The organism is Citrobacter tructae (genome assembly GCF_004684345.1).
GTDB classification, from domain to species: Bacteria; Pseudomonadota; Gammaproteobacteria; order Enterobacterales; family Enterobacteriaceae; genus Citrobacter; species Citrobacter tructae.
On sequence record NZ_CP038469.1, the window covers coordinates 2,339,582 to 2,354,923 of the forward strand.

Sequence of the window (15,342 nt, forward strand, 5' to 3'; positions counted from 1 at the left end):
AGCAAACCTCCTGATTCTGCAACCGGAAGTTTGCTGGTGGCATTCGTGGTTAATAGAAAATACCGATGATAAGTGTATGGGTAATAAAGCCCACAATTAACGGTACGGCGGTACGTTTTACCACATCAAAAGGCGTAATCTTCGCACCACTTGAAACGGCAATCACAACGCCGGAGACAGGTGAAATAGCCCGTCCCATATGAGATGCTTGCTGCATTGGCAGGATCATCGCAACGGCATTAGCCCCCATACTTGCGGCAATTTGCGGGATAAGCTCAACAAATGCCAGGAATGGCGCATTCCCCGATCCCATGATGATAGCGGCTGCAAGCGTCACCAGTGCAAACACGACAGCCATGGCAAATGGCGGTAAACCCACGTGTTCTGCCATCAAAATTAATTGATCGATCGCGCCAATAACTTTAATACCATGTGCGAAAACACCCGCCGCAACCAGCAACCCAACCACACCGGTAAACGCGGTGCCCATTCCTTTAAGAAAATGGCTGAATCCTTCACATACTGACTTTAGATCACGCGCTCGTAACCATTCAATCAGCATACATATAGCCATTGAAATGAGGACAATGGTGATAATATTCAGGTTAATACCGCTGACAAACATTGCGGATGATCCCACCGCCATCAGTATTGGAAGCATGGGGAGTAACGCATAAAAAGCCGGTGCTTTTCCTGAGTCAATAATCTCAGCGCTGCCGATTTCCCGTGGTAACGTCCCCGCTTTACGATCGCAATACCTCTGCCAGAAAAAGTGGCAGATCCCCACAACCAGTACGGTTGCCAGAGCCGCAGGTCCCTGGTGGTAAACAACATATTCCACCACATCCATATTGACCGCTTTAGAGCCACGAATAGCATCAATTGCCGTCGGGGTGTACGCCACCCCGAGCGAGGTGGCAATCACGCCAGCAGCAGAGGCCGCAGAGAGACCTAACCCCAGCATAATCGGGAACATTGTTCCCATCAGTAACACGGCGAGCCCGGTAGCTGAAGGGATGGCCAGTTGCAGCAGGCTGGCGAGCAGATAGGAGAAAAAAAGCAAAATATAGGGCGACCGCAGTGTGCGTAATGGTTTCGTCACGACACGCACCACGGCCTCATTTGCCCCGATGTGATCCATATAATGCGCAAATCCCATTAACGCCATAATCATTAAACCGAGATCGGCGGCACGCGTACTGAAGAGATCGCGCATCACTTCGAACGGATCGAGAAATGAAATTCCCGTACCGGCAACCCCTTTCGGCAATACGGAACCCCATCCGGTTAAGCCGGTACAAATCATCAACACCAAACCCGCAATGAATAACACGGGCTCAGCACGATAACCTTTGAGGATCAGTCGGGCGACCACCACAATAACCAGGAGGGCAACAAAGACCTGGATCATGACTGAGCTCTCCCTGTGGCAAACTCAGCGAACGTCTCCTCAATCACCGCCACCACGACATCACTGGCTGCCCGCAGTGAACGTACAGGCAGGTATTCATAAATTGAATGAAAATTATGAGCACCGGTAAAAATATTCGGGCAAGGCAATCCTTTTTGCGACAGCACCGCGCCGTCATATCCGCCGCGCATGGCGACAGGCTGTGGAGTAATGCCACATTTCTGATAGGCGCGCATCGCAATATCAACAGGATAATGCGCCTGGCCCTGCAGACTGTTGAACACATTTGCATAACGATCGGCTAAGTGGCAGACCACGCTATTTTCGCCCCACAGCGCGCAGGTACTGACGGCAAGCTGGCGAATAAATGCCATACGTGCCTTATAACCTTCTTCACTGAAATCGCGAATATCCAACTTAAGCACCGTGCGGGCACTGTTGCCCTGCAACTGTTTTACCCAGTAATACCCTTCGCGACCTTCTGTATATTCAGGGGCTTCTCCGCCAGGTAGCATAGCGATGAACTTATGGGCCATCAGTAAAGAGTTCTTCAGCTTACCTTTGGCTGACATAGGATGTGCGGACTGGCCGGTAAAGATGATTTCTGCATCACCTGCATTCCAGTTCTCATAGACAAACTCACCGATCCCGCAGCAATCCAGGGTATAGCCAAAGTCAGCGCCAAAACTGGCAACGTCAAAGGCTTTGGCGCCGCGCAATCCCTGCTCCTCATCAGGAACAAAGCCAACCTTTACAGGCCCGTGCTTAATCTCCGGATGCGCGACCAGATACTGTAAGGCATTCATAATCGCGGCGATGGCTGCTTTATCATCAGCCCCTAACAGGCTGGTTCCATCAGTCACGAGCAGGTCATCGCCAATATAATTTTTCAATTCCGGAAATTCACTTTCGCGCAGATAAATATTCAGTTCTTTGTTCAGACACAAATCCCCACCGCGATAATGCAGGCGTTGCGCATTGGTGTCCGCAGTCTGTTCCGCACTGGTATCCAGATGACCGAAGAAGGAAACGACGGGAATATTATCCTCTGTATTCCCAGGCAGTGTTGCCGTCACAATGGCGGTATCCCGGACCTCAATGTGTTCCATACCTAATGCTTCAAGTTCTGCAGCCAGTAGTTTTGCCAGTACCATCTGACCAGGAGAGGATGGCATGATGCCATTAGCACCGTTTTCTCTTGAAGTCGTGGTATTGATTTTGGTGTAGTTAAGAAAGCGTTCAACAATATCCATTGTAGGAGATCCTTTAATATTTTATTTACGAGGTACTGCGGAAGGAGGCCTGCATGTAGCGCAAGCAGGATTAATCAGAATAATTAAATAAAACCAGCGAGCATCCCTGAACGCTGATTTTATGATTATGATGACAACGATTATATAAGGAAGATAAAAACAATAATTACTTCAGGTATTAACAAGTGCTTTTTTGATATTGCCTGTTTCTACTGCTAATTTCCATGGTGTTGAGCTAACAGAAATCATAAACGGATTCCGTATACCTAAGAGAGAATAGAAATCATTTAAGTTAGTCTATCCCGTACCACCACAAGGTATACCGTCGTTATATTTTTTTAATGAACGAATACTATTACAATCGAATGCAACCGTTTGCACCCCTCTACAAATAGCTACTTAGCGCACTAAAATCTGTGAACAATGTCACATTTACCTCAACAACAAAAAAAACCTATCACACTGAAAAAAAGACACTTATAAGAAACCCTGCACAATACCCGCTAAAACAATATGGAAATTAAATCATTCGTTAAAAAATAGATTCATCACGGTACTATGTGAATTGTCTGTATTGTAGGTTGGATAAAAATCCCGGCTACGTTAATTTTTAAACATTACTCATCATTGCATTATAAATTTTAACATTTATATTTATGGCAACTCTTACAATAAATTTTGCGCAAAAAAACCTCTCCCCTGAGAAGAGATTCAGGGCAGAGGCAATACGGGTGTTAAGGAGATAGTTATAGTTTTAATGATAACAAAAGAGCTTCTTGCAGGATCGAGTATACACACTTAACAACATTAAGAAAATTCTTAAAACCAATTAATCGGAAATTTAATTTAAATCGCCCATTATAATAAAACAAAACTAATCGAAAAATAAAATAAAGCAATGAAAAAATCAAGTTTTACTAATAAGTAACATCACACAGGCTGGGCAAAAAACGCTGTATTGTCATAGAGTCCGTTACTGGAGGTGATAAAATATAAAGTTAACTTAATATATTAATGCACTATTAACATAACGAGAATTTAAAGTTATTCCCTACGCTAAACGCGTTGAATACTATAGCCGAGGGGACTTTTGCTCAGCGACTGCACGCTCGAGGTGTTCAGCCAAAAAACTGATCAAATCCGTTAAGGGCCAGCCCTACCGCATCAACACCACCGAGTTGAACAACGTTCGCGCCCAGTTAGATAATCACTAATATTCGCCCTTATGCGGCGGTAAAACGATGCAGTCGGTATAGCCGAACAAGTTATACCGACGTGCAGGTTTACTGGTCAGTTACTTCATTAACACGTCAACAAATTTGGCCAGCCATTCAGGATGTGCTGGCCATGCTGGCGCGGTTACCAGATTGCCATCGACGTGGGCCTGGTCAATGCCGATATCCGCGTAATGCCCGCCGCTCAGGCGAATTTCAGGCGCACAGGCCGGATAGGCGCTACAGGTACGATTTTCTAACACCCCGGCCGCCGCTAACAGCTGTGGACCATGACAAACGGCGGCAATAGGTTTACCCGCTGAGTTGAAGTCCTGTACCAGTTGAATGACATCCGGGTTCAGCCGCAGATACTCCGGGGCACGTCCTCCGGGGATCAGCAGCGCGTCATAATCGGCAGCCCGCGCATCAGCAAAATTTGCATTTAGGGTAAAACGATGGCCGGGCTTTTCGCTGTATGTCTGCGCCCCGTCAAAATCATGAATGGCGGTTTGAACATAGTCTCCCTCGCTTTTATCCGGGCAGACGGCGTCAACGCGATGGCCTAACATTTTCAGCGCCTGAAAAGGCACCATCGTTTCATAATCTTCGACATAATCTCCAACCAGCATCAGTATTTTCTTCATTAACATCCCCGCCTATTGTTATTAAACTCAGAAATAACGGCCCTCTTTACTATAGTCCACGCGCCACTCGTCATTAATAAATACCGCAGAATAATCGGTCAGATCACAGTCTGTGCAGAGACGCGCCAAATGGGCGTTATCAGCTTAAGTGCTAAGGCAAAACATGATTAATAAATATAAATTATATATAAATATATAGTTGAGAAATTTTAATACTGGCCAGTATTCACTCATTAATCAATAGCAAATGGATTGCAGATTATCATTCTCATGTTATATTCCACCTGAACTTTCTCGAGACATAATTTATTTATTACTTAATAAATAAATGCTGTCCATTATTTGTCATCTATTATTATTCTGTTCAGCGTAAATCGGGTGAATAGACACAAAAGGTTTTCCCATGATAACAAGACGTTCGTTCGTCAGGCAGAGTCTGGTCACTTCAACGAGCATGTTACTCGCCAGTATGGCAGGCATCAGCTTTAGTCAATTTGCCCGCGCAGCCGAGAACCGCCGCTGGCAAATGCCGGATGAAGGCGCTCCCCATGCAGCGACCTGGATGGCATTTGGCGCCAGTGCGGAAATCTGGGAGCCTCATCTACTGTCGGTGGTGCAGAGAAATCTGGCATTGGTCGCCAAAACCATCGCAGCATTTGAACCGGTGAATATGCTGGTACGCGAAGAGGACCGCGACATCGCCGCTCGTCTGTGCGGGCCGTCGGTTAATCTGCTGGTTCACCCAATTGACGATCTGTGGATCCGTGACACGGGGCCAGTGTTTGTAAAAAGCGCTCACGGCGCGCTCGGCGGCGTCGGGTTTAATTTCAACGGTTGGGGCGATAAACAGGAACATGAGCGCGACGCCGAGGTGGCAGAATTCGTCACCGATGACGTTAACGCCGAATTTATCCGCTCGTCGCTAACACTGGAAGGCGGCGGTATCGAAGTGGACGGCGAAGGTACGGCGATTATTACCGAGAGCTGTGTTCTCAACCCGAACCGCAATCCCGGCGTCAGCAAAGCAGAATGTGAAGCTGAACTGAAACGCCTGCTGGGGCTGGAAAAAATCATCTGGCTACCCGGCATTGCCGGGAAAGATATTACTGATGGGCACACGGATTTTTATGCAAGATTCACACATCCGGGTACGGTGGTGGCCGGTATTGAGCAAGATCCTTCGTCCTTTGATTACGCAGTCACCCGGCGTCATCTGGAAATTTTACGTGCCGCCACGGACGCACAAGGGCGACGGCTGAAGGTAGTGACGCTGGAAGGACCTTCCACCATCCGCCAGACTTATGCGGGTGATGATTTCGCCGCCGGCTATATCAATTTCTATGTCTGCAACGGCGCCGTTATTGCGCCGGAGTTTGGTGATAAACGCACCGACCGAAATACCCGCGCTATTTTGCAGGAGCTATTTGCTGAGCGTGAAATTATTCAACTGAATATCGACGGTATCGCGGCAGGCGGCGGTGGTATTCACTGTGCAACGCAGCAGCAGCCTCGCTAGCAGATGATGGTGCCAGTTTAAACCTGGATGGATGCTTTATTACCCGTAAAAAATAACGGGTAATAAAGCGTTTATCGATTAAGCATCAGTAATACAATCGTCTTCCTAAGCCTGCCAAATATAGGTTCCGAGGCGCAGGAATGTTTCGTGAGAGTTCGGCGAATAGACGCTCAACAATCCTTGTTCGTTAGCCGCAAGATATTGCCAGTCCCCCTCATCCATCATCAGTTCTTTGAAATCAATACCGTCATGGCTCAGATAAATCACCTGGCGATTATAGCTGGAGGGGAACAGGCTGATTTCCGACAGATGGAAACAGTCAGCTACGTGCAGTTCGCTATCATGCCTTTTCCACTCATAGCCTTTATCAGAAGTCACTAAATAGCGGGAGTAGAAGCACATTAGCGAACCATTCATCCGGGATACCAGAATATCGTTATAAAACTCCTTCTCACCGTTCCAGGTACACGTTCGCCAACTTTTTCCCGGTACGTGATACTCGATAATAGATTCTGATTTAGGGCGCTTCTTCACCGAAGTATAGAACCAGTCGTATTTGCAGAATGCCAGCAAACAATCGACACCCGGCAGAGCACAAAGGCGTTCCATTTCAATCCCTTCACTGAAATTCGGCGCGCCCTCATAACGACGCCATTTTTCATCAAGGTTATCAGTACAGAAAATCACCGGCTTATTATAAGTCGATGTTTTCGTCGAATCGAAGAAAAAACCGTCCTCTTTATACTGATACTCTTTACGCTCCTTAAACCGCCACAACCAAAGGTGGTTAAAATAAACAAGATCCTCGGTAAAACTGAACTCCCAAGTATTCGGTACATCCGGGAACTGGCTTTGCTGCCAATTCAGAGCATCGCTGGAATAATAGAATCCGGAATCGGAGCTGGAGAATATCACCCACATGCCTTCCACAATGATGATTTTACTCACATAGCGTAATTTACCTGATAGATCTGGCATGACCTCCTGCCAGTTGAGTCTATCCTCGCTACGGTAAAAAACTTCATCAGTGTCAACGAGTAACCAGAAATGACCATCCGTTTTGATATGACGAATTTTCTCCGGATCGCAAGGGGGATTTTCGATATCCTGCCACTCAATTCTAAAACGCTGCTCCTTGCCAGATTTCACAACCGTAACAGATTGCTTATCAAGCTTTTCAAGTTTCTTCTGCTGTAGCCACTCAATATGTTTCTGCTCTTTGATTCGAATGACAGACCGGTCAAACTCACCGCCAGCAAATAGTTCAAGCTGTTCGGCGGCATCGGAACATGCGCTTGAAAAGGCCGTTAGCGAATCATCAATTTGCGCCTGATAATTACTAATCTGATCATACCAGTCTTCATTTTCTGCAGAGTTATCCAGTTCATAATCGGAATAACTGATTTGATTGTCGTATTCAAAAGTCGGCAACCCCCAGCGCGAGGTTATACCGTTGGCTTTGCTCAAAGAGGAATCTGTCGAGAGGAAATCGCGGGCCTTTTTGCGAAAATCATTCAGGCCAGAAAGACAGGATTTTCTCCCCAGTGCACAGGCAGAGCCACCTACAGCGGAACCCATTTTGCTCAGGAAGCTTTCATTATCAACCGCCCCTACGAAGAAGCTGTAATCACCGAATTTCATCGTCACTTTCAACATGTCAAAGCTAAGCATAGTACATGCAAAACTAGCAGTATTAAGCTGCTTGATCGCTTCAGAGAATTGGTCTTTAAATCGTAGCTCTCGATAGCGAAAGATATTATTCCATCCCTGCGTTAGCGAAGTCAGTTTCGCCGCGCTGATAAGCAGCTTCGCTTCGTCACTTTCTTGAAGCAGCGTCAGCATGTGGGGAAAACTTTCCTTGAATTGCGCAGGCTTCAGGCTACTGAGCAAGCGCATCACCTGTGGATTTTCAATTTTCTTGCCGCACAGCATCAGCAAGAAGAAAACGTCGAACAGCCAGGTGTAACGCGTATTATCATCACCGAGCAGTTCTAACATCGTCTGCTGGTATTCCTGATATTTATAAGGACTGTCGATCAGGCTGGAGATATCGCCAACTACAGCAGGACAGCCCGCATATTCCCCTAACAACGCAAGAAACTCATACCCTTGCTTGCTCAGAGATGCAGTATCTTCAACGCTCAGAGCGAGTAAAAGCAGATACAGAGATTTTTTCTCTTTATTTTCTGTGGCGTCCAGAAAGCTGTGCTGACGAATATCAGGCAACGCTGAAACCAGCGTCAACGCCTCTGCTGCATCATCCTGCATTTCCTCAACTGCAATTGCATTTAATCCATGAATATCTCGATAAATATCAATAGTCAGCAGACTGCCGCCGATCACTTCAAGAACCAGTTCGCGCAACTTGTAGGTTGTTGATAAGCCGGAGAACGCTTCGCCAAAAAGTCTGGAAATCAGCTTTTCGCGTGCTTCATCGCTGTTGCACAACGCATCATCCTCAATCAGAGAGACGATTTTTTCGTATTGTTCAGAGAGAAAATATAGTGCGTTAAAACCAATGCCTGAGATATTGGTCTGAATAAAGTGTGAGTCTATCTCATGATCTTCCACTGAAAGTTCAATGAGTGAACGGTAGCGATCGATGCTGACAATATCTATCTGATCGATAAGCTCAATAATGAAATCGAGCAGGCGCACTTCTTCATCACAGTTGACACCTAACTTATCGAGCGTCACGATCAGGTGATTGATATCATTTTCCGTCAACTCAGCATCTTGATGCTTGCGCATAAAATCATAGCTAAGGCTTAACACCAGAATGATACCCGGATAGGATTTGTAGCGACGTTTATTCGCTTCGATATCTACCGACCAATTATGAAATCGGGTGTTATTTTCCACATGTACTAGGCGGCTATTAATTTTATCAATTGCCTGGCCGAGGAATTCCCGCGTTTCAATAATATATTCATTCATGGTTCCCATATTATTTCGAATAATGGCAATGCTCTGGGAATTGATTAAGTTTTGCTGCTGCAGTTGCTTCAGATAATACCAGGCAAATCTCTGCATTTGCAAAGTGTCTGACTGATTCAGCAACTGATTCTCACTGTTTTTTCCGCTGACAGCTCCCATAAATCGTTTGAAAAAACCACTACTCTTCTGGTCTTGTAACCGCTCCTCGCTGCTGGAAATCAGCTTTGAGGCGTCCAGCGCCAGTTGTTGCGTAAGCGCTGCGTTTGCTTTGTGCTGCCTCACCAAATCAGTGACAGCTTTCTGTTCCGACTCTTCCAGAGGTTGATGAAAAATCTGTTGTTGCTGCGCGGCAGTCATATCAGTCATTTCAGTTCCTTACAGATTATTAATTTTATTTCTTAAGCGGATACTTTGCGCTTCCAAGGTTTTTATCTGGCTGGCAAAATGCTTTTCAGATAAATAAAGGCCTTTATGGAAGTCGGCGTAATAGATTTGGGATTGATGCAGATAGCTCAGCGCATCGTGCATCACCAGGCCATTACTCACTACCTGTTCGGTATTGGCGAGGGTAAGTTCGAAATTTTTCTCGATGTGATTATCCAGGGCGATATTCATGCCCAGCGTAGTGATTAAACCACCAATGAGGCTTCCGACCAGCATACCAACAGGCCCACCAGGCGCACCTACTGCCGCACCTATGGATGCACCTGCAACACCGGCCCCCGTCTGAAATAGGCCCTTGCCCGTGCGAGACTCCAGTTCCTGTGCTGTGATTTTCCCGGCTGCAAACAACACCACGTTTTGCACAACCTCTACCGCACAAACGGCGGCACCCGCGATGCCACCATTTGCGAGGCTGCGTTTAAAAACGGTACCCGCAAACAAACCGGGTAAGGAGCGCGCGGCAATACTGACGCTTGCGGTGGCAACTCCTGCTTTCAAAGCGCTATCTCCAGCGGCAATTACGGTGTTTTGCAGGATCTGTACTGTGGCTTGTTCAACGGTGATCTCTCCATTTTTCACCTGCCGGACGTACTGGAATGTATTGATACTACCCGCAATGACAGTGGTGATCACTGCCGCAGAACCCGCAGCGCGTACGCTTTGTTGGATGGTTGCTTTGTTTAGATATCCGGTCTGCATTTTCTCGTGCAGATCTTTACCCGATTGCGTACCCGCCCCCACTGCTTCCGCATCACGTTTACTCAGCGGTGTCGATTTAACACCTTCCACCTCAATGGATCCGGCAGTGTTATCACGCACTTTTTCCGCCGCCGCCGAAACAGCCGGACGCGTTTGTTGGTTTTTAAGTACGGTGCGCTGGGCTGAGTCCCTGATCCCATCAATTTGATCGGCCGGGCCGATAAACGCATCGCTGTGCTGATACTGATGAACGCCATCTTTGGTGGAACGGAAGGCTTTCTGTGTCTCATCGGCGTTGCGGAAATATTTAAGCTGCGCGCCTACTAACTGCTCATCGCCTTTCATCACCACAATGTCATGAACCTGATGATTTTTCCCCAGCGGGGTATTCTTAAACTGGTCCGTAAAAGCACGTATATCTTTGTCTTTCAGAATGGCATCAAGATTGAAGGATTCAGCGTGCCAAGTTTCCGCAGCAAAGCCACCTTTTATTGCATTGTTTTGCGCCGTGGAAGAGATGGTTGACATAATATTGTTAGCCTGGTTTATTTCACCAACCATTTTTCCAATTTTTTCCGCAGCCTGCATTGGCCAGATTGGACAGAGGCTAATCGACTGCGTGACAGCCTTTTTACGATCGTGCGTCATGGTGCATCCTTAGGCGTTATCCTGTGAAACATTATCGGTTACAAGGTCATTTTCTTGAGCAAGGTGGGAAATGTACTGAGAAAGTTGCGCCGCAAATGCATTAGCTTCGGCCCTGGGCGATACAATTCGCACATTTGGTAGCCAGAACCGCAACGTAGAAAAGAGTTGATCCCGATGCGCAATTCGCGTTGAGACGATTAACTTACCGTCCGGTGTTTTGCTGATGATTTTTTGCTGCGGCAGTATGTTTCGTCGCTCAAAATAACGGGTAATGCCGGGTAGTACTTCAACCATGACCTCCATTTTATTCATACTGAACCAGGCGTCATCTTCGCTATCGAGATAGTCATGGATATCACTGTCTGGGGTAAACGTTGATTTTTTAACATCCAGCCACTCAATTGCACTCAACCGAAAGGCTTTAATCATTAATTCAGCATCCGTTGCCGCCAGATACCATACTCCTTTTAAATTCATTAAACGGTATGGATGGAGTGTTCTAACTTTTCCTTTGTAATGAATAATGCAAACCAAACTTTCTTTAATGGCTTTATCAAGGCTGGAAAATATGATCTTCTGTTGCTCAGAGTCCAAAGTTTCTGGTGGGAGCGGTAATATTTTTATCCGCTTATATTCAATCGCCGTGAGAATATTTCGTAACGAACTCTCTCCTGATAAGGGGAGTAATTCACTCAACCCCGTTTTTTCACTTAGACTCTCTAACGAAGGCAGTTTGTGTTCTGCCTCATTTTGCATGCTAATTCGATATACCCCGGCTTTAGAGCAAGTGACAAACTCTCCCAAGCGATTTAAATCACGATAGATGGTTCTCTCCGTAACCTTAAAGCGACTTGCCAGTTCACAACGCGAAACCGCACCATCTTTAAACAGCTGCAACAAAATGAGTGCGATACGATTTGCCAAACGCTCATGCCGTGAAGAATTATCCATAATCAAATCTCGGTCAGAATTTGGGCTCCATACTACTCCAGCAAACTGACAGGAAGTGTCAGTCGCCTCAAGATTAGTGGTTAAAAAATCACAATTTTACGTTAATCACAGAATAGAGAAGTTTAAAATCGAAGAGTTCAGTCAGGGAGCTGAGCGTGGAACGGCTAAACCACTGGGCAGGTGTACGAAAGGGGCGCAGCCTGACGGCGGCCCCTGTTCCTACTGTCTTGATTTACAACACTGTTCGTTGGCTTCTATTATCGAAAACCCTTACTCCCAGGCACGTTCGGTTTTCGCGGCGTCAAACTGCGGCGGCGGTTTACGAAAGCGTCTGGTCAAGTACGCAAGATAAACCAGGCCTAACCCAGCCCACACCAGCCCAAGCGTCAGCGACGTCACCTCAAGGTTGACCCACAACACGGCAACCGTGGCTGCGCCCACCATTGGCAATACCAGATAGTGCAATTTATCCTGCCAGCTATGCTTACGCCCTTCACGACGCCAGAAGTGGTTATACACGGACAGATTGACGAAGGTAAACGCCACCAGCGCGCCAAAGTTAATCAGCGCCGTTGCGGTAACCAGGTCAAAAAACAGAGCCGACAGCGCCACAATTCCGACCATAATGACGTTCAACGCAGGCGTGCGCCATTTTGGATGCACGTAGCCAAAATACTTTTCCGGGAAGACATTATCGCGCCCCATGACGTACAGCAGTCGGGAAACGCTGGCGTGAGACGCCAGACCTGAAGCCAGCGTATTCACAAAGGTCGTACACAGGAAAATCGACTGGAACAGCTTGCCGCCGACGTACAACGCAATCTCCGGCAGCGCCGCGTCCGGGTCTTTAAAACGGCTGATGTCCGGGAAGAACAACTGCATAAAAAACGAGGCCAAAATAAAGATCAGCCCGCCGTACAGCGCGGTGAGGAAAATAGCTTTTGGGATGGTACGCGCGGCATCCGGCGTCTCTTCTGAAAGCGTCGTCACCGCATCAAAGCCGAGAAACGAAAAGCAGACGATGGTCGCCCCGGTGATAATCGGGATCAGATGCGCGTTCTGGCTGACAAACGGTTGCAGCGACCAGACCGTCCCTACCCCTTCGCCTTTATGCAGCCCCTGCACCACCAGGAAAATAAATACGGCAATAATCGCTACCTGAACCAGCACGAACAGCGCGTTGAAGTTCGCCACCAGGTTAACGCTTTTTAAATTGGCCGCAGTGAGGATCACCACGAACATCACCACCCAAATCCAGGGCGCGACCTCCGGAAACAGTGCGGACAGGTAAATTTTCGCCAGCAGGACGTTAATCATCGGCAGGAAAAGGTAGTCAAGCAGTGATGACCAGCCGACCATAAACCCGACATGCGGGTTAATCGCCTTTTGCGCATAGGTATAAGCTGAACCGGCCTGCGGAAATTGCCGCACCAGCTTTCCGTAGCTGATCGCGGTAAACAACACCCCCGCCAGAGCCAGCAGATAGGACGCCGGAACATGACCATTGCTGATGCCCGAAACAATGCCAAAGGTGTCAAACACCGTCATCGGCGTGAGGTAGGCCAGCCCCATCACCACCACCTGCCACAGTTTCAGAGATTTACGCAGTTGGGTTTTGCCCGTCTGGGCAGAAAGATTCTCGGAGGAATTAGTCGTCATGTCGATCCTCCCCGACACGGGTCCAGGTCTGCGTTCGAAACGTCGGTACAGCAAACCTGGGTCGCGTCGGGGTGGATCCCATTAAGAAAGGTGTCAGTGTAGCGGCATGGCACAGGTGCGGTCCGTACTGGCTGCGGGAGCCACGGATGCTCGCGCCGGGCTGATTTTTGAACATTGGCATCATCTCATTTCCTCGTCACAAACTCTGTCGGTTATTTGAAGACCCGTTGTCGCAAGCCGCTCCATCATGCGACATCCGGGAAATGGCAGGTAATCCTGCAATATGTACGGGCTGACTCCGCTCAGACCGCATGATGCGACTTATTTTTAAATGACCTGTACGACGGTCAGGCGTTTTTCAACATCCACTCAATTTCGGTATCGGTGATAAGACGTTCAAACTGGATAAGTTCATCGTTTTTACAGGCGTGATAGACGTGGCTAAAACGTTCCCCGAGTAATTCACGCAGATGATCGTTTTGCATAAACTCCCACAGGGCATCACTTTGGCGGATCGGGAAGGGCACGCCATCCTGCTCCAGTCCGTTACCTTCCACTTCTTCCTGCAACGGCAGCTCGTTATCCAGACCGTGGAGGATCCCGGCAAGAATGGTCGACATGACCAAATACGGGTTGGCGTCAGCGCCTGCCACGCGATACTCCACTCGGTGGCTGTCACGATCACCACACGGGATCCGCAGCGCTACCGTGCGATTGTTATGTCCCCACGATGCCTGGGTCGGAACATACATACCCGGCTGGAAGCGGCGATAAGAGTTCATATTCGGTGCCAGTAGCGCCATCGATGCCGGCATCAGATCGATCATCCCAGCCAGTACGCGCTTTAATAACGCGGAATCTTCACCATCCGTCTCGGCCAGCACGTTCTCGCCTTTTTTATTCAGGATGCTGATGTGTATATGCATCCCACTACCGGCATGCTCCTCATAGGGCTTGGCCATAAACGTGGCGTGCATCTTATGTTTCTCTGCGACCAGTCGCACCAGTCGTTTTAGCGCCAGCGCATCGTCACAGGCGTCGAGCACGTTATCGGTATGATAAAGGTTGATTTCAAACTGTCCTGGGGAGGCTTCAGCCACCGCACCGTCAGCCGGGATCAACTGCAGTTTGGCCAGCTCATCAATATCGTTGAGCACATCAGCAAAGTGGTTCAGGTTATCCACGGAGTAAACCTGACTTTGGGTATTGCGGTCGCCAGTGCCCGGCGCACATGGCGGCTGAAGATAGCCTTCGGAATCACGCTGACGATCGAGTAAATAGAACTCCAGCTCTACCGCTACGACGGGGAACAGGCCGCGCTGGCGAAGTTTCTGCCAGAGTCGGTTCAGTACGTTCCGCGGCTCAACGTCAAAGGGAGCGCCATCTTCATCTAACATCGTCAGCATCATCTGCCCGATATATTCCGGATCGGCTGCCGAAGGGGTTAACGTACCGGGCACCGGAACGCACGTGCGATCCGGTTCACCCAACTCCTGTCCTAACCCGGCCTCTTCTACTACGTTGCCCAGAATATCCATCGCAAACACGGATGCCGGGAAATAACAGCCCTTCTCCAGCTTATGCAAACCAGAAACCGGAATACGTTTACCGCGAAAACTACCGTTCAGATCGGTTAACAGCACATCCACAAACTGCGTGTTGGGATAGCGCTCCAGATACTGTTTTACTTCACGCGCAAACGCGCTACTTCGTCTCTCTTCAGAATGCTGAACAAAATTCTCAACTTCTACGATATTGGTTTCCATGATTCACCGCCGTTGCTATGGATGCTGATCTGTATTTTGACTGTTAAATATAATGTCCACTCTTCGACTCTGGATGCAAAGGAATTGTTTGTCAAATGTTAAATTGAGTTTGCTAGAAGGTTACTTCACTGCTAAATTGAGAAAATATTGAACGAAATTGCACAACAAGGAACCGTTTGGCAATAATTTATTCCAAAACG

General features: G+C 47.9%; 9 protein-coding genes and 1 pseudogene. 2 read left to right on the plus strand and 8 right to left on the minus strand.

The annotated features are described in order from the left end of the window. Nucleotides 1-49: 49 nt before the first annotated feature. Nucleotides 50-1,411 (minus strand): C4-dicarboxylate transporter DcuC, encoded by a 1,362-nt coding sequence (gene dcuC, locus E4Z61_RS12020; protein ID WP_135322966.1) that lies wholly within the window; start codon nucleotides 1,409-1,411, stop codon nucleotides 50-52. Next, nucleotides 1,408-2,664, minus strand: coding sequence for a peptidase T (gene pepT / locus E4Z61_RS12025; RefSeq protein ID WP_135322967.1), 1,257 nt, complete (start codon nucleotides 2,662-2,664; stop codon nucleotides 1,408-1,410). Before pepT ends, dcuC begins: the two co-directional genes overlap by 4 nt. 1,084 nt (nucleotides 2,665-3,748) lie before the next feature. Here pepT and E4Z61_RS12030 point away from each other — a divergent pair. After that, nucleotides 3,749-3,878: pseudogene (locus E4Z61_RS12030) on the plus strand (YjhX family toxin); the annotation flags it as partial. 80 nt (nucleotides 3,879-3,958) lie between these two features. Here E4Z61_RS12030 and E4Z61_RS12035 read toward each other — a convergent pair. Further along, nucleotides 3,959-4,528 carry a DJ-1/PfpI family protein gene (locus E4Z61_RS12035; RefSeq protein WP_135322968.1) on the minus strand — a complete coding sequence of 190 codons (570 nt, stop codon included), beginning with the start codon at nucleotides 4,526-4,528 and terminating at the stop codon, nucleotides 3,959-3,961. A gap of 397 nt (nucleotides 4,529-4,925) precedes the next feature. On the opposite strand from E4Z61_RS12035, the gene E4Z61_RS12040 reads away from it, so the two are divergent. Then, entirely contained in the window at nucleotides 4,926-6,038 is a 1,113-nt protein-coding gene (locus E4Z61_RS12040) for an agmatine deiminase family protein (RefSeq protein ID WP_135322969.1), read from the plus strand. Nucleotides 6,039-6,143: 105 nt separating this feature from the next. On the opposite strand, the gene E4Z61_RS12045 is transcribed toward E4Z61_RS12040, so the two are convergent. From E4Z61_RS12045 to E4Z61_RS12065, 5 genes are all read right to left on the minus strand, one after another. Continuing rightward, nucleotides 6,144-9,341, minus strand: coding sequence for a hypothetical protein (locus E4Z61_RS12045; protein ID WP_135322970.1), 3,198 nt, complete (start codon nucleotides 9,339-9,341; stop codon nucleotides 6,144-6,146). 9 nt (nucleotides 9,342-9,350) lie between these two features. Beyond that, nucleotides 9,351-10,766: a hypothetical protein gene (locus E4Z61_RS12050; RefSeq protein WP_135322971.1), complete on the minus strand. Its 1,416-nt coding sequence runs from the start codon at nucleotides 10,764-10,766 to the stop codon at nucleotides 9,351-9,353. A 9-nt stretch (nucleotides 10,767-10,775) separates the two neighbouring features. Beyond that, on the minus strand, nucleotides 10,776-11,717 hold the full coding sequence (locus tag E4Z61_RS12055; protein ID WP_135322972.1) for a helix-turn-helix transcriptional regulator: 942 nt from the start codon (nucleotides 11,715-11,717) through the stop codon (nucleotides 10,776-10,778). Nucleotides 11,718-11,987: 270 nt separating this feature from the next. Next, nucleotides 11,988-13,376 carry an APC family permease gene (locus tag E4Z61_RS12060; RefSeq protein WP_135322973.1) on the minus strand — a complete coding sequence of 463 codons (1,389 nt, stop codon included), beginning with the start codon at nucleotides 13,374-13,376 and terminating at the stop codon, nucleotides 11,988-11,990. Between the two features lie 347 nt (nucleotides 13,377-13,723). After that, entirely contained in the window at nucleotides 13,724-15,142 is a 1,419-nt protein-coding gene (locus tag E4Z61_RS12065) for a glutamine synthetase family protein (RefSeq protein WP_135322974.1), read from the minus strand. Between the last annotated feature and the right edge of the window lie 200 nt (nucleotides 15,143-15,342).